General features: G+C 44.2%; 16 protein-coding genes. 4 read left to right on the forward strand and 12 right to left on the reverse strand.

Annotated features, from left to right (window positions below):
• Nucleotides 1-8: 8 nt before the first annotated feature.
• From ribD to lpxD, 4 genes are all read right to left on the reverse strand, one after another.
• Nucleotides 9-1,100 carry a bifunctional diaminohydroxyphosphoribosylaminopyrimidine deaminase/5-amino-6-(5-phosphoribosylamino)uracil reductase RibD gene (gene ribD / locus ALT761_RS13435; RefSeq protein ID WP_442858149.1) on the reverse strand — a complete coding sequence of 364 codons (1,092 nt, stop codon included), beginning with the start codon at nucleotides 1,098-1,100 and terminating at the stop codon, nucleotides 9-11.
• A 134-nt stretch (nucleotides 1,101-1,234) separates the two neighbouring features.
• On the reverse strand, nucleotides 1,235-1,684 hold the full coding sequence (gene nrdR, locus ALT761_RS13440; protein WP_013783361.1) for a transcriptional regulator NrdR: 450 nt from the start codon (nucleotides 1,682-1,684) through the stop codon (nucleotides 1,235-1,237).
• Between the two features lie 83 nt (nucleotides 1,685-1,767).
• Nucleotides 1,768-3,024, reverse strand: coding sequence for a serine hydroxymethyltransferase (gene glyA, locus ALT761_RS13445; RefSeq protein ID WP_013783360.1), 1,257 nt, complete (start codon nucleotides 3,022-3,024; stop codon nucleotides 1,768-1,770).
• Nucleotides 3,025-3,159: 135 nt separating this feature from the next.
• Entirely contained in the window at nucleotides 3,160-4,188 is a 1,029-nt protein-coding gene (gene lpxD / locus ALT761_RS13450; protein WP_129739404.1) for a UDP-3-O-(3-hydroxymyristoyl)glucosamine N-acyltransferase, read from the reverse strand.
• A gap of 212 nt (nucleotides 4,189-4,400) precedes the next feature.
• Between lpxD and ettA the strand changes: the two genes are divergently transcribed.
• Complete coding sequence (gene ettA, locus ALT761_RS13455; protein ID WP_057790703.1) at nucleotides 4,401-6,068, forward strand: energy-dependent translational throttle protein EttA; 1,668 nt, start codon at nucleotides 4,401-4,403, stop codon at nucleotides 6,066-6,068.
• A 280-nt stretch (nucleotides 6,069-6,348) separates the two neighbouring features.
• Nucleotides 6,349-6,771 (forward strand): PilZ domain-containing protein, encoded by a 423-nt coding sequence (locus tag ALT761_RS13460; protein ID WP_013783357.1) that lies wholly within the window; start codon nucleotides 6,349-6,351, stop codon nucleotides 6,769-6,771.
• On the opposite strand, the gene radA is transcribed toward ALT761_RS13460, so the two are convergent.
• Nucleotides 6,738-8,105, reverse strand: a complete 1,368-nt coding sequence (gene radA, locus ALT761_RS13465) for a DNA repair protein RadA (RefSeq protein ID WP_129739406.1) — start codon at nucleotides 8,103-8,105, stop codon at nucleotides 6,738-6,740. The genes ALT761_RS13460 and radA overlap by 34 nt on opposite strands.
• A gap of 243 nt (nucleotides 8,106-8,348) precedes the next feature.
• On the opposite strand from radA, the gene ALT761_RS13470 reads away from it, so the two are divergent.
• The gene (locus tag ALT761_RS13470) at nucleotides 8,349-10,907 is read left to right on the forward strand and encodes a PilZ domain-containing protein (protein WP_129739408.1); all 2,559 of its coding nucleotides are present in this window, start codon (nucleotides 8,349-8,351) and stop codon (nucleotides 10,905-10,907) included.
• A gap of 122 nt (nucleotides 10,908-11,029) precedes the next feature.
• Here the strand turns inward: ALT761_RS13470 and serB are convergent, their stop codons facing one another.
• The gene (serB, locus tag ALT761_RS13475) at nucleotides 11,030-12,028 is read right to left on the reverse strand and encodes a phosphoserine phosphatase SerB (RefSeq protein ID WP_442858150.1); all 999 of its coding nucleotides are present in this window, start codon (nucleotides 12,026-12,028) and stop codon (nucleotides 11,030-11,032) included.
• Between the two features lie 126 nt (nucleotides 12,029-12,154).
• Here serB and ALT761_RS13480 point away from each other — a divergent pair, with 126 nt between their 5' ends.
• Nucleotides 12,155-12,772 (forward strand): hypothetical protein, encoded by a 618-nt coding sequence (locus ALT761_RS13480; protein WP_129739412.1) that lies wholly within the window; start codon nucleotides 12,155-12,157, stop codon nucleotides 12,770-12,772.
• Nucleotides 12,773-12,874: 102 nt separating this feature from the next.
• Here the strand turns inward: ALT761_RS13480 and ALT761_RS13485 are convergent, their stop codons facing one another.
• The 6 genes from ALT761_RS13485 to lepA form a co-directional block, all read right to left on the reverse strand.
• Nucleotides 12,875-13,684, reverse strand: coding sequence for a TatD family hydrolase (locus ALT761_RS13485; protein WP_129739414.1), 810 nt, complete (start codon nucleotides 13,682-13,684; stop codon nucleotides 12,875-12,877).
• 25 nt (nucleotides 13,685-13,709) lie between these two features.
• A complete protein-coding gene (pdxH, locus tag ALT761_RS13490) occupies nucleotides 13,710-14,348 on the reverse strand; it encodes a pyridoxamine 5'-phosphate oxidase (protein WP_129739416.1) in 639 nt (212 codons plus the stop codon).
• Between the two features lie 150 nt (nucleotides 14,349-14,498).
• Nucleotides 14,499-15,410 (reverse strand): GTPase Era, encoded by a 912-nt coding sequence (gene era / locus ALT761_RS13495; protein WP_129739418.1) that lies wholly within the window; start codon nucleotides 15,408-15,410, stop codon nucleotides 14,499-14,501.
• A complete protein-coding gene (gene rnc / locus ALT761_RS13500) occupies nucleotides 15,394-16,083 on the reverse strand; it encodes a ribonuclease III (RefSeq protein ID WP_126873449.1) in 690 nt (229 codons plus the stop codon). The genes era and rnc overlap by 17 nt, the downstream gene beginning before the upstream one ends.
• Nucleotides 16,083-16,988 (reverse strand): signal peptidase I, encoded by a 906-nt coding sequence (gene lepB / locus ALT761_RS13505; RefSeq protein WP_129739420.1) that lies wholly within the window; start codon nucleotides 16,986-16,988, stop codon nucleotides 16,083-16,085. Before lepB ends, rnc begins: the two co-directional genes overlap by 1 nt.
• Entirely contained in the window at nucleotides 16,988-18,784 is a 1,797-nt protein-coding gene (lepA, locus tag ALT761_RS13510; protein WP_126873446.1) for a translation elongation factor 4, read from the reverse strand. The genes lepB and lepA overlap by 1 nt, the downstream gene beginning before the upstream one ends.
• Nucleotides 18,785-18,835: the final 51 nt, after the last annotated feature.

Raw genomic sequence — 18,835 nt, forward strand, 5'->3', positions numbered from 1 at the left:
CTATAAGGCTATTGAGGCGTGTTAAGGGTGTTAAGAAGGTAACGAAGCTTAATATCGTTACCTATTTGTCGACTTTCAATCAGCGACAATTCAATAGCTTGATTCAATTCGGTAAAGGTGGGTAAAGATACCATACTCACCCCTTTGTCTCCCAATAGCTTAGGTGCTTGATAACAGATGAGTTCATCTACTTCACCGGCCATCAGTAATGCGCCAACTAAACCTGGTCCTGCCTCTACCCACACTTCATTAAATTGCATGTCGCCTAACTGCAGCATCAATTTACTGATATCCACTTTACCGTTCATCGCATCAACGGTTAGGTGTTGGCGATTGTCAGTATCGGCGCTATTTTGGGTAGATGCCACGAAGGTTGGATGACCATCGTTCATGCACGTGTAGTCCCTTGAAAGATCATCGGCACTATTCACAATTATCCGCACTGGCTGGCGAATAGCCTCCAATGGGTAATGTGCAAACTTCGCTTCGTCTGATCTGACTAATAGACTAGGATTATCGGCTTTTACCGTTCCCGATCCTGTTAACACAGCGCAGCTCTGTGCACGATAATGCTGCACATCCCTTCTAGCTTCTGGCCCAGTTATCCATTGACTGTTACCATTTTGAAGCGCAATTTTTCCATCCACACTTATGCCTAATTTCACTCGTACATAAGGTTTGCCAGTTAACATACGCTTGATAAAGCCCGGGTTCAAAGCGGCAGATTCTGCCGACATAATATCGGATGACACCTCAATGCCCGCATCTTGTAACATGCGAATACCATTACCGCTGACATTGGGATTAGGATCAGTCATGGCAATAACCACCCGCGACACTTGTGCTTTTATCAGTGCTTCTGCGCAGGGGGGCGTTCGTCCATAATGACTACATGGCTCTAGTGTCACATAGGCTGTAGCGCCTTTTGCGTTTTTCCCGGCTTCACGAAGGGCATGAATTTCTGCGTGAGGGGTGCCGGCTTGGACATGAAAGCCTTGGCCAATAGATTCATTGTTATTATTAACAATGACACAGCCAACACGGGGATTAGGAGAAGTTGTAAATTGGCCTTTTTGCGCCAATCGAATGGCTTTGGCCATCCAATAATAGTCAATCTCTACCGCCCTATTAGGCAGGACACTGGTTGAACTACTGTGTTTTTTGCCTAAGTCGGTGTTTGAGCCGCTATTTATATAAGCATGGGTAGTATTAATTGACACTGCGTATCCCGTGGTTAATCCCCGAGTCTGGCTATTTCCTCACCAAACTCTCGGATATCTTCAAAGGAACGATAAACAGAGGCAAACCGCACATAAGCGACCTTATCTAGCTCTTTGAGCGCTTTCATAATAAGGTTGCCTAACAGTTCACTCCCCACTTCTCGTTCGCCGGTTGCCCGAAGCTCTGATTTAAGCGACAAGATACACTGTTCAACTTTTTCTGTACTCACTGGGCGTTTTTCTAGCGCGCGCTGTAAGCCTGCACGAAGCTTATCCTCGTTGAAAGGCTCTCGTGAACCATCACGTTTAATAACACGCGGCATGACGAGTTCTGCACTTTCGAAGGTAGTAAAACGTTCATGACACATTGCGCATTCACGACGCCGGCGCACCTGATGCCCCTCTGCCACTAGGCGAGAGTCAATCACTTTTGTTTCTTGTGCTGAACAAAAGGGGCAAAACATGAGCGATCCTTAACTGACTATTTACTACGCGTTAGCCTGTGTTTGTATAGACTAACGCGCGGTAACTTTCTTATCTAGGCTGCTTACGCGTAAACAGGGAACTGTTCACAAAGTGCAACCACTTCACTTTTAACACGGTCAATAACGCTGTCATCACCCATATTATCTAACACATCACAAATCCATGTAGCGACTTGTTTGGCTTGTTCTTCTTTAAAGCCACGACGTGTAATTGCTGGGCTACCGATACGCAATCCACTTGTAACAAACGGTGAGCGAGGATCGTTAGGAACCGAGTTCTTGTTTACGGTAATGTTAGCCGCCCCAAGGGCAGCATCAGCATCCTTACCAGTAATATCTTTATCAATAAGATCTAACAGGAACAAATGGTTTTCAGTACCATTAGATACAATTTTGTATCCGCGTTCTTGCATTACCGCCACCATCGCTTTTGCGTTCGCAACAACCTGTGTTTGGTATTCTTTAAAGTCAGGCTGAAGTGCTTCTTTAAACGCTACTGCTTTTGCTGCAATAACATGGCACAAAGGGCCACCTTGGTTGCCTGGGAATACTGAGCTTTGAAGCTTTTTATAAATGGCTTCGTCGCCACAGGCTGATAAGATTAATCCACTACGTGGGCCCGCTAGGGTCTTATGCGTAGTTGTAGTCACTACGTGAGCGTGTGGCAGTGGGTTAGGATAAACACCCGCAGCAATCAAACCTGCAACGTGCGCCATATCAACTAACAGGAAAGCGCCTACGCTGTCGGCGATTTCACGGAACTTTGCCCAGTCAACAACACCTGAGTAAGCTGAGAAACCACCAATAATCATTTTTGGTTTATGTTCTTCTGCTAACGCAGCAACCTGTTCGTAATCGATTTCACCGGTTTCGTGGTTCAAACCATACTGAACGGCATTGTAGGTTTTGCCCGAAAAGTTAACATGAGAACCATGCGTTAAGTGACCGCCTTCAGAAAGGCTCATACCAAGCACAGTATCGCCAGCATCAAGCAATGCCATAAATACCGCTGAGTTAGCTTGTGAACCTGAGTGAGGCTGCACGTTAGCGTAATCTGCACCGAAAAGCTCTTTTGCACGGTCGATAGCCAATTGCTCAACTACGTCTACGTGCTCACAACCGCCGTAATAACGCTTGCCAGGATAGCCTTCAGCATACTTGTTAGTAAGTTGAGATCCCTGTGCTTCCATAACGCGGGGGCTACAGTAGTTTTCAGAGGCGATAAGTTCGATATGCTGTTCCTGACGGACAACTTCTTTTGCCATTGCATCGGCTAATTCTGGGTCAAAGTCAGCGATATTCATTTCGCGAGGTAACATGAGGGCTCCTTAACGGCATTGATTGATGGCTTGTTCGTGGCATATTCTAGTCATTTTCAAGGGCTTGTATACCGCTTTATGACCAATTTAATTTAAATGGCGCAGGTTTAACGTAACGCCTGCGCTCCATTGAGATCAGACCTGTTTTTCTAGCGCCTTCACGCGGTCAAATAAACTGCCTATTTTTTGCAGTCTTATGGTATTTCGCTTCCATTCTCGGTTAGACGTTGCTGGCTGACCTGAAGAATAAACCCCGGGTTCCGTGATATCTTGAACAATCATGGAGTAGCCGGTTATTTGCACTTTGTCGCAAATAGAAATATGGCCGTTTACGCCCACACCACCGCCGATAACAACGTACTTTCCTATATGGCAACTGCCCGCAATACCAGTTGCACCGCAAATACACGAATGATCGCCAATAATGCAGTTGTGACCTATTTGTACTTGGTTATCAATAATCACATTTTTGCCAAGCACAGTATCTTCCATGGCACCGCGGTCGATGGTACTACTTGCACCAATTTGACTGTCGTCGCCAATTTGTACAGACCCTGTCTGCGGAATAGGAAGCCATACGCCTTTATCATTCGCGTAGCCAAAGCCTGCAGCACCGATAACCGTTTGGCTATGCACTGCTACACGTTTTCCTATAACAACATCGTGGTAAACAGTAACATTAGGGTGAATAACACATTCTTCCCCTATTTGCGTACCTCTACGAATGACAGAATTCGCACCAATAGTTACCCTATCGCCTATCACCACGTTATCTTCAATAATTACATTGTGGCCTAACGACACATCACTACCAATATTTGCCGAGGGCGCAATAATGGCGGTGTCGGCAATACCACTTGCTACTGCTGGTGTGGTATCAAAAAGCTGAGCGATGCGTGCAAACGCTGCATGAGGATTGTCTACCACAAGCGCTGGGCACGGGGCCGTGTCTTTCAGACTGCTGTGAAGAATAACCGCACCGGCAGAGGTATCACTTAATTGTGATTTATATTTCGGATTAGTAAGAAATGAGATTTGATGGCTGGCAGCGCCTGCCAGCGTTCCTACCGCAGAGATAACGACACTGCCGTCTCCCTCTACAACACCGCCTACATGGCTGGCAAGTTCCGATAGGCTGTAAGGACGTTTGTTCATTGTAGTCATACAGTGAATACCTATTATTTCATTAAAGCGTATGCTAGCGAAGTTTACCTCAATTTGTTAAAGGTGACCGCCGTATTATTCGTACTTTTCGCCTTCTTTTTACTTCAATTGAACAAAATACCATCAAGCATGAGGTTGTATGGCGGTTCACACTGGCACAGACTATCCTGTTACGAGTACAATGATGCTTTATTTTCTGGCAAGGACACAGCATGGCTCAATACGTTTATAGTATGCATCGCGTGGGGAAAATTGTTCCACCGAACCGTCAAATTCTTAAAAATATCTCTCTTAGTTTTTTCCCCGGAGCCAAAATTGGCGTATTGGGTTTAAACGGGTCTGGTAAATCTACGCTGCTTCGTATTATGGCCGGACTAGACACTGAAATTGAAGGTGAAGCACGCCCTCAACCAGGGCTAAAAATAGGCTATCTACCTCAGGAGCCTCAACTCGACGAATCAAAAGATGTACGCGGAAATGTGGAAGAAGCGTTAGCTGACGTTAAGCACGCGCTAACTCGCTTAGATGAAGTGTATGCTGCTTACGCAGAAGCTGATGCCGATTTCGACGCCCTTGCTAAAGAGCAAGGTGAACTTGAAGCGATTATTCAGTCGAAAGACGGACATAACTTAGAGAATACCTTAAACCGTGCTGCCGAAGCCCTTCGTCTTCCGGCATGGGATGCAGACGTTAGCAAGTTATCAGGTGGTGAGCGCCGCCGTGTTGCCTTATGTCGCTTATTACTCGAAAAGCCAGAAATGCTTCTTCTCGACGAGCCAACCAACCACTTGGATGCTGAATCTGTTGCTTGGTTAGAACGCTTCCTCCACGATTATGAAGGCACAGTGGTAGCGATTACCCATGATAGATACTTCCTTGATAATGTTGCAGGCTGGATATTAGAACTAGACCGTGGTGAAGGTATTCCATGGGAAGGTAACTACTCTTCTTGGTTGGAACAAAAAGATCAGCGCTTACAGCAAGAAGAACGTAGTGAAAATGCCCGTCAAAAGAGTATTAGACAAGAGCTCGAATGGGTTCGCTCTAATCCAAAAGGTCGCCACGCAAAAAGCAAAGCGCGGATGGCTCGCTTTGAAGAGATGTCTACGGGCGATTACCAAAAGCGTAACGAGACGAACGAACTCTTCATTCCACCTGGTGAGCGTTTAGGTGACAAGGTTATTGAAGTTGAACATCTTAATAAATCGTACGGTGAACGTGTACTTATTGATGACTTGTCATTCAAAGTACCCAAAGGGGCAATTGTAGGTATTGTCGGGCCAAACGGTGCAGGTAAATCTACCCTATTTAGAATGCTTACCGGTGCAGAACAACCTGATTCAGGCGACATTAGCTTGGGTGATTCTGTGAAGATTGCCAGCGTTGAGCAGTTCCGTGACCACATGAATGAAAACACCACGGTGTTCAAAGAAATTTCAGAAGAACAAGACATTATTCGTATTGGTAACTTCGAAATTAATAGCCGCGCGTATTGCAGCCGCTTTAACTTTAAAGGCAACGATCAGCAAAAGTTCATAAAAGACTTATCGGGTGGTGAACGAAATCGTGTACATTTAGCTAAGCTGTTAAAAGCAGGCGGTAACGTATTGTTACTCGATGAACCAACCAATGACTTGGATGTTGAAACCTTACGAGCCCTAGAGAATGCGTTATTGGAATTCCCAGGCTGTGCCATGGTTATCTCGCATGATAGATGGTTCCTAGATAGAGTGGCCACACACATCATGGATTACCGCGACGAAGGTAATATCAACTTCTTTGAAGGTAACTACTCTGACTACGAAACCTGGCTTAAAGCTGAATTTGGTCAAGATGCAGTTGAACCTCACAGATTAAAATACAAGCGCATAGCCAAGTAATTTATCTGTAAGCTGCTAATTCAAAGCAGTCAATTGAAAGAATTGAAAGGAAGGCGATAGGAAAAAGTAACGTTTATGAAAACACAAACACCATTATAACGTTAGCAACATCGCCATTAGCAGTAAAAGTAATTTTTTGTTACATAAAACGGGCTCTTATTAGCCCGTTTTTTTATGTCTTATCGACTAGCTTTACATTACTACACTTATTGCTAGTTGCCTTGCGTACTAACATCACTAATACTGAGTGAATCAAAGATTTTTCAAGCTTGAGGAAGTTATGTCAGACAAACGCTTATTTACACGTATTCCATTGGCCGTAAAAGGAACACTTGCTCATCATAATAAGCGCATTGATGTCATTATTATTGATGTCTCTCTTCAAGGCGTAAAATTAAGCGCAAACGAAGATGCACTTAACGAATTACCCTTTGACAGTCACGACCCTTACACGGCCACATTCAGAGCAAATGAAGATAGCCCTGTTATCACCCTGCATATAGAGCAACTGTATCGGCAAAATGATAACCGCAAAGATTCGGTTTCTTTGGGCTGCAAAGTTTCTCAAATGGATGTAGACAGCATAAGCGCACTTAGACGCTTAATACTGCTTAACAGCCAAGAGGCTGATTTAAATGAAAAGGAATTAAACGCGTTAATTGAAGCGGTTTATTCTAATGCGTCTAACGCATCGCTAAGTTGAGCCACAGGAATAACTTTCATACCGTTTATTGCCTGTTTAGGTGCATTCGCCTTTGGCACAATCGCACGTTTGAAACCATGTTTAGCGGCTTCAATAATACGCTCAGTGCCATTGGGAACAGGCCTAATTTCTCCGGCTAGCCCCACTTCTCCAAACACAATGAGATCTTTGGGCAACGAACGATTTCGAAAACTCGATACCATTGCTAACAGTAACGCTAGGTCAGCACTGGTTTCGCTCACCTTCACGCCGCCTACCACATTTACAAAGACGTCTTGGTCGTTCATTTGCACATTACCGTGACGATGCAATACTGCTAGCAACATCGACAATCGGTTTTGATCTAACCCCACCGCAATCCGCCTAGGGTTCGACATTTGTGAGTAGTCCACCAAAGCCTGTATTTCTACCAACAGCGGCCGCGTGCCTTCCCAAATAACCATAACACTCGACCCAGGGGTTTCATTTTCGCCTCGGCTTAGAAAAATAGCCGAAGGATTATTCACCTCTTTTAGGCCTTTTTCTGTCATCGCAAAAACGCCTAATTCGTTTACAGCGCCAAAGCGGTTTTTATGACTACGTAAGGTACGGTAGCGCCCATCGCTCTCCCCTTCGAGCATCATAGAACTGTCAATACAGTGCTCTAACACTTTCGGGCCAGCTAAGTTGCCATCTTTGGTTACATGACCTACAAGAAACATTGAGATGTGGTGTTGTTTTGCAAAACGGGTTAGATAGGCCGCACTTTCTCTCACTTGGGATACACTGCCCGGGGCAGATTGCACATCGGCCACATGCATCACTTGGATAGAGTCGATAACCATGATTTTTGGTTTTTTGGTTAACGCCAAGTCGCAGATAGTTTCTACGCTGGTTTCTGCCAACATCATTAGTTTATCATCAGGTAGGTTCAAGCGCTTTGCCCGCATAGCGACTTGCTGAAGCGACTCTTCCCCAGTTACGTATAAAGCCGTTTCAGTTTGTGCCATTTGACACATTACCTGAAGCAACAGGGTGCTTTTACCGGCCCCAGGGGAGCCGCCAATTAACATAGCAGCGCCTGGCACTATTCCGCCGCCTAGAACCCTATCGAGCTCTTTAAACCCTGCGCTAAATCGCGGTAGTGATTCCAAATCAATCGCATTGAGCATTTCTATTTTAGCGGCAGTTTGCCCGGCATAACCTGATAAGGTTGGTTTTGAATTGGTTTTGGCGCTACTGACTACAAACTCGCTAATGGTGTTCCATGCTTTGCATTCAGAACACTGCCCCTGCCAGCGTGGAAATTCAGCCCCACAATCTGAGCATACATAAGCCGTTTTTCGTTTTGCCATATTCCAGTTTTATCCCAGCGTGAAAAGGAGTATTCTATCTTATAAAGGACATCAAGGTACATTAACCCAAGTTAAACCCAAGTTAACCAAACCCACTTTGCAGGCTATCTAACCGTTATATTAGATTTTTCTACTGCGGTTGTTCGTGCGTCAAACTGCAAAATGCTGTTTATTAATGGGTTTAGCACTAGTGCCGATAATAATAATGTCTATAATAATAGAAAGTAACTAAGTTGTGCATACATGAGCCAAGATTTACAGCAATACGCTGACATAATTGAGCAATTGAAACCCCTAGTAAATGAACCTGAATTTAATAAGGTGCTTTTACAAATTGGTGGTGATATTCCCAAGGAAAAACGCTTTCTATTAAAAATGGAAGTGAAACGCCTTGCGAAGCCCTGTATGCGTTCCATTGATTTACGTGGCCAAGTAGACGGTAAATGCAAAAGCTATTTGCATGATGGCAGAACCCATTACATGGATGAAATTGCTGTCGATAAATTCGAAGAGCAAATTAGAATATTTGGTGGGTATACATTTGGTGTATACGAAGCCGTTCAAAATACTGAAAACAATTACCGTATCATTCGTGAGAAAGCAGAAGAAGCCCGCGACACAGGCTCAACTTCAAATGCCCCTCGCAAAAAAGGCTCTGCAATTTTAGAGCAGTTTAAAGTGCCAACGGTAAACCTACTAGATTATCGTCAACGCAACACAGAACGTATGAACTTTGCTGTTGCGGTTGAGCTATTTAATGAAAGCAACCACTCAATTAAAGGCTTAAGCGTTGATGTGTCGCTTGAAGGCCTGCAAGTCAAACTCACCAAAGAAACGTTGTTTAAGCAAAATGAGCTTTTACAAGTCTACTTCCGTGGGCTTGAAGGCGAGTTTGCCATGGATAAGAAAAATGGCATTGCTTATCGCCTCGTAAAAACAGTTCGCAAAAAAGACGTTATTTATTTAGCTTTACAACGTGCGACAGAGCGTCCAGCGCCCAGCTTCGATAAGTTTTTAGAAAGCTTTATTCACGGTAATAAACGCCGTTATAAAGTGAATATGAACAACACCATTGAAGCGATAACCAGCAAAACTTGTGAACAGTACTTTTCCCCAAGAAGCCCAACGTTACCGATTTATGTCGATGTAATTGAAGATAGGCTTATTCCACGCTTCGCTATGGTTAACGAAGTTAACCGCGAGACGGTGAGCTACTGGCAAGACGAGGAAGATGAGTGTCGCTTAGGTTTTCTGCTGTCGCAAAATAGATTGAACACCTTGCACGCTAAGCCTGCGCACCGTCGCGAAATATTTGTATTCAGCTTTACCCACTTACAAAACGACAAAGTCTTTTTTTACTCGGCCTCTTACGAACAACTTATAGAAAAAGACATGCTAAAACAGGTTTTCTTAGGCTTTGGCTCCAAAAAAGTCAGCTGGCGAGTATTTAAGTTAACCTTGACCGACATGTTGCCCGAACAAGCCCATACCCCCTTATCTATTCCTGACTCTGTGGGTACGAAAATAAAGCGGCAAAATACACCGCCTTCGCCTCGGGTTATGTCGAAGTTAAAAAACCTAAAATACTTGCTTCATGTGACCGACGTAACCTCTATATATGGGCAGCAGGCGTATAACGAATTAAAGTTCAATCGCGATAACCTCTCTCATCTGCGCGTTTTTGGACACCCGAGAAACCAGAAGACCTCAAACATAGAGTTGTTCCGATTTAAATATGAAGATCAGCGTTTAGAGTCTCGCTACCGTTTGCGCTCTCAAATAGAGCTTAGATTATCTCATGACGACAGCGTACACGTTGGCGTAAGTGAAGATATCTCTGTTCATGGATTGGGGCTGCGGGTTGAGTTAAATAAAGAGTACGACGGTGAATTAGAAGGCCAAGTTGAAGTATCCTTCCCTCGCCTTCAGCAGATTACGCAAAACTTTGACGTAATGCATTTGCAGTATTCGGTAATTTACCACAATGCTGAGAAAAACATTTTGCACCTAAAAGCCATGAACGGTGAAGCAGGAAAAAGTGCAAGGGCGTTTTTTGAAGAATTGATTAAAAAGAACAAACACAGCTTAGAAGAAGACTCTGGTGAAGAAGAGTTGCCTGGCATGGGTCAAGCACTTCGCTGTATTAATGCTCGTAATGCTACGTCTTTATCCTTCTTAATGAGTAAAGAAGGAGTTAGGTACACGCCGCAAGCGGGCATTATCGGAAAGCAAGACCAGCGGGTTTCAAGCCTTGTCACCTACTTAACGGAAAAGCGTCAAGTAAACTTAGAGTTCTTATTCAGAGACAGAAAGCTAGATACCCCTTTCATGCAAAGCGGTATTAAGCAGGTGAAATTGGAAAATATGCCCTTGCGTCAAGAGCTTCTAATCTCTTTTGATGCCAAGCAAAAAGATCCTCGCATGGCCATTATTCCACGGTATTCCCACCGGTTTGAAAATAATGAGCAGCGTAAGACCTTTATTACTGAAGCGTTAAACAGAGGACAATTCATTGCTATTCACGTGATGCTTACCACCACAGGTAAGCCGGATTTATCCATGTTACAAACAGAGATAAATTACGTTAGCGTGTATGCTATTCACCGGGCAAAAGAACTTGAAAATAAACTTTGGAGCTTAGCTGCCTGTTCGCACTTAATTGATGTAACAGATGAAGTATTGATTAGATATGAATTCGATGACGACACGATTAGCGCTAACCGAGACACTAAAGCGAAACTAGAAGCGCCCGCTCAGTCCGGTATTCAAGCATTATTACAAGACCAAGCATTTGCGAAATAAAGACAAGCTCTGAAGGCTCTTATATCATCTTCAGAGCCTGCACTCGCTATTTATTCTTCGCGCTTAACACTGCGCCGCTAATATTCGAATATACACCCTAGTCAAGCTTAGCTATTACGCTACTAAGATAGAAAGTACAATAGACAATGTAAACTGCCCAATCGAATAGCAACGTCAGCTTTTTCATTCACAACTGGCTTTCCATGGCACGCCACACCTAACGCCGATTCGGCCATCATCACTAAATCGTTTGCGCCGTCACCCATGGCAACCGTTTGAGCGCTCGGCACTCCCCAACGTTCGGCCAACGCTTTCACGGTTCGCGCTTTCACGTCAGCATTCACAATTTCGCCAGACACTTCGCCGGTCAATATGCCCTGCTCTATCACCAACGTATTTGAAACCGCTTCATCAAGATCTAAACGGGCTTTTAAATGGTTTGCAAAATAAGTAAAACCACCTGAAGCGATTGCAAGCTTCCAATTGTGTTGTTTTAGAATGGCAATCAGCAACTGTACACCTGGCATGATGGGCAAGCTATCACGTATTTGTTGAAGCTGTTGTTCTGGTACACCATCTAGGCAGGCCACTCGATGGTTCAAGCTATCGTTAAATGCTATTTCGCCCCGCATGGCCTTTTCGGTTACCGCAGCCACTTTTTCACCAACGCCCGCTAGTTTGGCAATTTCATCAATGCACTCAATGTCAATTAACGTGCTATCCATATCCATCACAAGAAGACCTGGTTCGTTAAGCGATGGCTGCACATCTTGAATACCTAAATCCACATGATAACGGGCTGATAACGACGCGACTAGGGCTGGCACTGTAGTCTCAGTTTGGGAGTCGGCGTTTTCACTTAAGCGACCTTTCACTACCACCACACCATCACCGAGTTTGTTGTGTAACGGATGTAAGTGAATTGATTTGGCTTGAAAAACTTCACTAACCCCTTCAACAACCTGACTAACAATGTATGGGGTTAACGCTTGACCAATAATGGTTAAAATTGAAAGACCAGCTTCATCCTCACTGGGTGACTTTGTGGTAAGCTGCGTAGATAAAAAAGAGGTATCATGCATTGCATGAGGCGGTATTTCGTCTAAAAACGTGATCACTATTTATTCAAACCTTTGTTAGTCTTGCCCATATGCTACCCAAACATTACACATGTGGAAATACACACTTTCAAATTAGTCAAAATTACCCTACTGTTAGCGCATAAAGATAAAGGAAATTGAGGCGAAATGCTGAACCACTTAGAAAGCGAACGCATTGCTCACAAACACAGCGTTTCACACTCGGCTTACACGGCGTTCAAGCGGCTTATCCATACTATTATCATGGCTACCGCTGTGGCATTGGCAGTGGGTTTATTTCTCATGTACCAGCAGTACCAGTCCCATTGGGTTGACGTACAAACGGCCCAACCGGGTTCCAGCATTAGCAGTCAATATTCAAAAATTTTACAGCCAGCTTTAGTGGCACAAGACACGGTTCAACTAGCCCGTTTAATTACCATTGCATTAGAAGAACCCGCCGTTATCTCTTTAAGCGTATTTAATGCCCAAGGCATATATATTGCGCCCTTACCAAGAGTCGATAGTGTAGTAGCACTAGCCAGAGAACGAGACGTTGCTCCCAGTACTCATGTTGAAAAAATTCTTGGTGATGACGGCAAGGTAATTGGCTACTTGAACGTTAACATCGACACTGAAATTGTACTTTCCAGTCCGCTAACACTTCGCCAGCAACTGTGGCTTATTATTAGTGCTGCTATTGTGCTGGCATTAATTGTGGGTGTTTATATAACGCGAGGGTTTTATAAGTTTCGCCCTTGGATAATTAACGTTTTTCAGTCTTAAACACCATTTTCGCTAACCTCAGTGTGTTCAAGCCAGCGAACTTTGCTTGTTTTTAGGGCTATTATTGTCTGTTACAAAAAAGCCCGTTACGACACCGCTTCTTTATGAAAAATCCCCGTTATGAAAAAGCGTAAGATAATTTTGGGTGGTAAGTTCGTTTAGGGCTTGCCCATCATACTCCCCTAGCTTACCGAGCGCGGCCAGTACATCCCCAAGATATTCAGGGCTGTTGCGAGCGCCTTGTCGCCCCTGCATTGGCATATCAGGTGAATCAGTTTCAAGAAGTAATCGGTCTGGGTGGTGCTGAAGCAAGTATGCGATGGTTTCTTTCGTTTTCTTTGCTCTGTCATAGGTAATGGTTCCCCCTACGCCAATATAAAAACCTTTACCGATATACGCTTTGGCCACCTCTACACTGCCAGAAAATGCATGAATAACGCCGCCTTCTGTAAATCCTGTATGTTTGAGGCTTTCAAAAATAAAATGATGGCTTTTTCGGTGATGTAAAATGACAGGAAGGGCATATTCACTCGCTAATCGCAATTGCGCTTCAAACATCGCTTTTTGAAGCTGCATAGGTATCGCTATATGCCCATCTAAGCCGATTTCCCCTACCGCGACAACCTCACTACTAGATTGGGATAAAAGACACGCTAGTGCGCTTAAGGCTGTGGCATTATCAGTTTCGCTAGTAGACAAAAAGTATGGATGAAGACCACACGCTATATCTATCGAAATAGCGTGCGTATTTTGGTTCGCAAAGGATTGTATAGCGTGTTGAGTTGACCACTGCGACACTTGCGTACCAGGAATAAGAATGCGTGTTAAGCCAGCGCTGATGGCGTGGCTTATCACCGACTGCCAGTCAGCTTGAAATGCTGGTAAGTCTAAATGGCAGTGGCTATCAATCATTAAAGAATGCCAAAATTAATGCCTCTTAAGGCATCAAACGTTGAGTATTCCAGTTACCATTTTCGTCACGGTTATATTCGAACCGGTCATGCAACCTGTCTTCACCGCCCTGCCAAAATTCTATTTGGTGAGGAACAATACGAAAGCCGCCCCAGAAGTCTGGTGCGGGTAGCGTTTTATTCGCAAACTTTTGTTTCATTTGGGCAAACTGAGTATGCAAAAGCTCGCGACTGCTAATAGGTTTACTTTGCTCAGAGGCATAAGCCGCCAACTGGCTGTCTTTAGGGCGAGAAAGGAAGTAGGTCGCGTTTTCCTTAAAGGAAAGTTTTTCTACTACACCGCACACTCTCACTTGTCGCTCCATAAAAAACCAAGGGAAGTGGCATGAAACTTTGGGGTTTTGACCAAGCTCTTGTGCTTTGCGGCTGCCTAAATTAGTGAAAAAGACAAACCCAGCTTCACTTACATCTTTCAATAGCACGATACGCTGAGAAGGCTGACCTGTAGCATCAACAGTCGCTACGGTCATGGCGGTAGGATCGGGAATTTCAGCGGTGATGGCATCTTTTAGCCAACGGTCAAATAATGAAAAAGGATCCGCAGTGAGATCGGTATCTTGCAGACTCCCTTTTGCATACTGTCTGCGCATATCAGAAATTGCCATACCTACCCCTTTTTATTGCGTTGTGAATAATGGATGCTAGCTGATTTTTTAGATGATACGTTTGGGCTTATGATTTGGGCTACACTTTTGTAAACTATGTTTTGGACTAACGCGTGTTCGGTTGAGCCCAAAACAGATAATTGCTGAGTGCTAACTATCGTCTGAATAACCTAACGAACGCAGAGCACGTTCATCGTCAGCCCAACCTTGTTTCACTTTAACCCACATTTCTAAGAAAACTTTATTATCAAACAGGTTTTCCATATCTTTGCGGGCATGTTCACCAATGGTTTTCAGGTGCTTTCCCCCCTTGCCTATAATCATACGCTTTTGCGTTTCACGCTCTACAAGAATAAGACCGCTGATACGGTATACACCGTTTTCAGCTAGCTTAAACTGTTCAATTTCTACGGTAGTAGCATAAGGAAGTTCATCCCCAGTAAAGCGCATTAGCTTTTCGCGAATGATTTCAGCGGCCATAAAGCGACTTGAGCGATCGGTAATATAATCTTCGGGGAAGAAAAACTCACTTTCAGGCAAGCTATTCGCCACAAGTTCTCGGATGTCATCCACCATTTTGCCCTGTTTAGCGCTAATGGGGATAATATGTTCGAACTTATATTTTTCTGATAGGCCTTGAAGGTGAACCATAAAGGCTTCTTTATCCTCTACTTTATCCATCTTGTTGACGATAAGGTAGCAAGGTAGACCTGAAGCTTTCACTTTAGACAACACCATTTCATCGTCGTCGTTCCAGCGTGTACCTTCTATCACGAACAACACCAAACCCACTTCGGCAAGCGAACTTGAAGCGGCTCGGTTCATATAACGGTTCATGGCGCTTTTTTCTTCGCTATGAAGGCCTGGAGTATCTACGTAGATGGCTTGATAATCGCCTTCAGTGTCGATGCCTAAAATACGGTGACGGGTAGTTTGTGGTTTACGCGACGTAATACTCACTTTTTGCCCGAGCAATCTGTTAAGTAGCGTCGATTTACCTACGTTGGGGCGCCCTACAATAGCGACCAAGCCACATCGGGTTGTATCATTTGGCTGTGTCATCGAGTGTCTCCAAGGTAAGTCTAGCTGCTTCCTGCTCGGCTTTTCTTCGGCTATTTCCAGATGCCGAAACGGGCTTATCTAACGTTGTCACTGTGCAGCTAACTTCAAAAATTTGAGCGTGGTCTTTCCCTGAAATAGAGATAACTTCATAAGAAGGTAACGGTAGCTTACGACCTTGCAGGTATTCTTGAAGACGGGTTTTGCTGTCTTTAGGGTGGGCATTGGGGTTCAACGCTTCAATACGGCTTTCCCATAAATGGTAGATAACGTTACAAACCTCTTCCATACCTGAGTCCAAGTAAATTGCGCCTAACACCGCTTCCACCGCGTCTGCCAATATTGAACTGCGACGATGACCACCGCTTTTAAGCTCACCGGGACCAAGATGTAGTAATTCACCCATACTCGCTTCACGGGCCAGTTCGGCCAACGTATCACCTTTTACTAAGGTGGAACGCATACGAGTAAGCTTACCTTCAGGCACATCGGGGAAACGCTTAAACAAGGTTTCACCAATGACCATACCTAAAATAGCATCGCCTAAAAATTCTAATCTTTCATTGTGCTGCTTTGCAGCACTTCTGTGGGTTAACGCCTGCTCTAGCAAGGCTACATTATTAAATGTGTACCCTAACGCTTTACTTAAGCGAATATATTTATCAATACCCTGCATTAATTAATGCCACCTACGCGTTCAAATCTAACGCCCGTTGGGATCCATGTTGGTAAAACACTGTCGCGGTCGCGTTCGAATTCAAATGAAATCCAAATGGCAACAGCTTTACCTACTAAGTTTTCGTCCGGTACAAAGCCCCAAAAACGGCTATCTCTGCTATTGTCACGATTATCGCCTAGTACGAAATAATGACCATCAGGTACAATCCATTCATTGCTGCGTGTACCTGGCTGAGTATAGAAGTTACTTGAAGAAATTTCTCTGACGGGGTGACGCAGTATGTCGTGTTCTTTGTCGCCTAGCGTTTCTGTGTAACGCATCAGCTTAGCCATGTCCTGAACAAATTCGTCTCGACCTACAAAATCTAGCGGCATAGCGGTAAGCTTTCCGCAGTTATTTGCAGCACCTTCGCATTTCGACTTGATATAAACCTGTTTATCTTGATACACCACGGTGTCGCCGGGCAGTCCTATAACACGCTTGATGTAATCTACTGAAGTATCTTCAGGATATTTAAATACCACCACATCACCACGTTCTGGCACGCCGGTTTCCACTAGTTTACTGCGAAATACAGGGTCTTTTATCCCATAAGAAAATTTCTCAACCAGAATAAAGTCGCCCACCAACAAGGTTGGCATCATCGAGCCTGATGGTATTTGAAATGGTTCGTAAATAAACGAGCGCAACACCAATACAAAAGCGATAACTGGGAATATTTGCTGCGAAGTATCAACCAAGTACGGAAGCTGTGGCTCACCTGCAAAATTAGCCCCTTCTGCTTTTGCCAATGCTTGTAACCGCGCCTTTCGTTTTGGTGCAAACACCATACTATCCACCAGCCATACCAGCCCAGTAGTTAGCGTTAGAAGTACTAAAATAAGCGAAAAGTAATTGGCCATTACTTACCTACCTTCAAAATTGCCAGGAATGCATCCTGCGGTAATTCAACATTACCTACCTGTTTCATTCTTTTCTTTCCATCTTTTTGCTTTTGAAGCAGCTTTTTCTTACGACTCACATCACCACCGTAACATTTAGCGATAACGTTTTTACGTAACTGTTTCACCGTACTACGGGCAATAATGTGGTTGCCAATAGCAGCTTGAATAGCGATATCAAACATTTGGCGAGGGATAAGCTCTCGTAGTTTTTCAACCAATTCACGCCCGCGGCCCTGTGAATTATCTCGGTGAGTGATCATGGCTAGCGCGTCTACGCGCTCGCCGTTAATCATAATATCTACGCGTACCATGTCAGAAACTTGGAAACGCTTAAAGTTATAATCAAGTGAAGCAAAGCCGCGGCTTGTTGATTTCAAACGGTCAAAGAAATCAAGGACCACTTCAGCCATAGGCAGTTCATAGGTAACAGCAACTTGCTTACCGTGATACGTCATTGCGGTTTGCATACCACGCTTTTCAACACACAAGGTAATCACGTTACCTAGGTATTCCTGTGGTACCAGAATATTCGCTTCAACCAATGGTTCGCGAATTTCGGCAATATCATTTACCGCTGGTAATTTAGACGGGTTATCACAGCTTAAAATTTCGCCCTTTGTGGTTTCTACTTCGTAGATTACCGTGGGTGCCGTAGTAATAAGACCAAGATCGTATTCACGTTCTAAACGCTCTTGAATGATTTCCATGTGAAGCATGCCAAGGAAGCCAATACGGAACCCAAAGCCTAGCGCTTGCGAACTTTCTGGCTCGTAGAACAATGAAGCATCGTTCAAGCTTAGTTTAGCTAATGCATCACGGAAATCTTCATAGTCATCTGAACTGATTGGGAAAATACCGGCGTAAACCTGCGGCTTCACTTTCTTAAAACCAGGTAAAGCGCCTACAGCAGGTTGTTTTGCTAGGGTAATAGTATCGCCAACCGGTGCGCCTTGGATGTCTTTAATGCCCGCAATAATAAAGCCTACTTCACCCGCGCGAAGAACGCCTGTATCTAAAGCTTTGGGGGTAAACACACCAATCTTATCAACTTGGTGAGTTTGGCCATTCGACATAATTTGAATTTTGTCTTTCTTAGAAAGCTCACCTTCTACGATACGAACTAATGACACTACTCCTTGGTAGTTGTCGAACCATGAATCAATGATAAGCGCTTTTAGCGGCTCTTCACGGTTACCGCCCGGAGGAGGAATTTTATTTACAATAACTTCTAGTACATCTTCAATACCAATACCTGTTTTCGCCGAGCAGCGCACGGCGTCAATGGCATCTATACCAACAATGTCTTCAATTTCTTCGGCAACACGTTCTGGTTCAGCCTGTGGTAAATCTATTTTATTTAAAATAGGCACCACTTCCATGTCCATGTCCATGGCGGTATAGCAGTTGGCTAGTGTCTGTGCTTCCACGCCCTGCCCTGCATCAACTACCAGCAACGCACCTTCACACGCGGCAAGTGAGCGAGATACTTCGTACGTAAAGTCTACGTGCCCAGGAGTGTCGATGAAGTTCAGCTGATAGACTTCACCATCTTTAGCAGTGTAATTAAGCGTTACGCTTTGTGCTTTAATAGTAATTCCACGCTCCCGCTCCAAGTCCATTGAATCAAGAACCTGTTCGGCCATTTCACGATCGGCTAGCCCGCCACAATGTTGAATAAGACGGTCAGACAGAGTCGATTTACCGTGATCGATATGAGCAATAATACTGAAGTTACGAATGTGCGATTGTTGCATAATGCTGGAAATTACCTGCAGAAAAATTCATTAATATAAAAAAGACTGGTA

The sequence above is a fragment of the Alteromonas sp. 76-1 genome (assembly GCF_900654235.1).
Lineage (GTDB): Bacteria > Pseudomonadota > Gammaproteobacteria > Enterobacterales > Alteromonadaceae > Alteromonas > Alteromonas naphthalenivorans.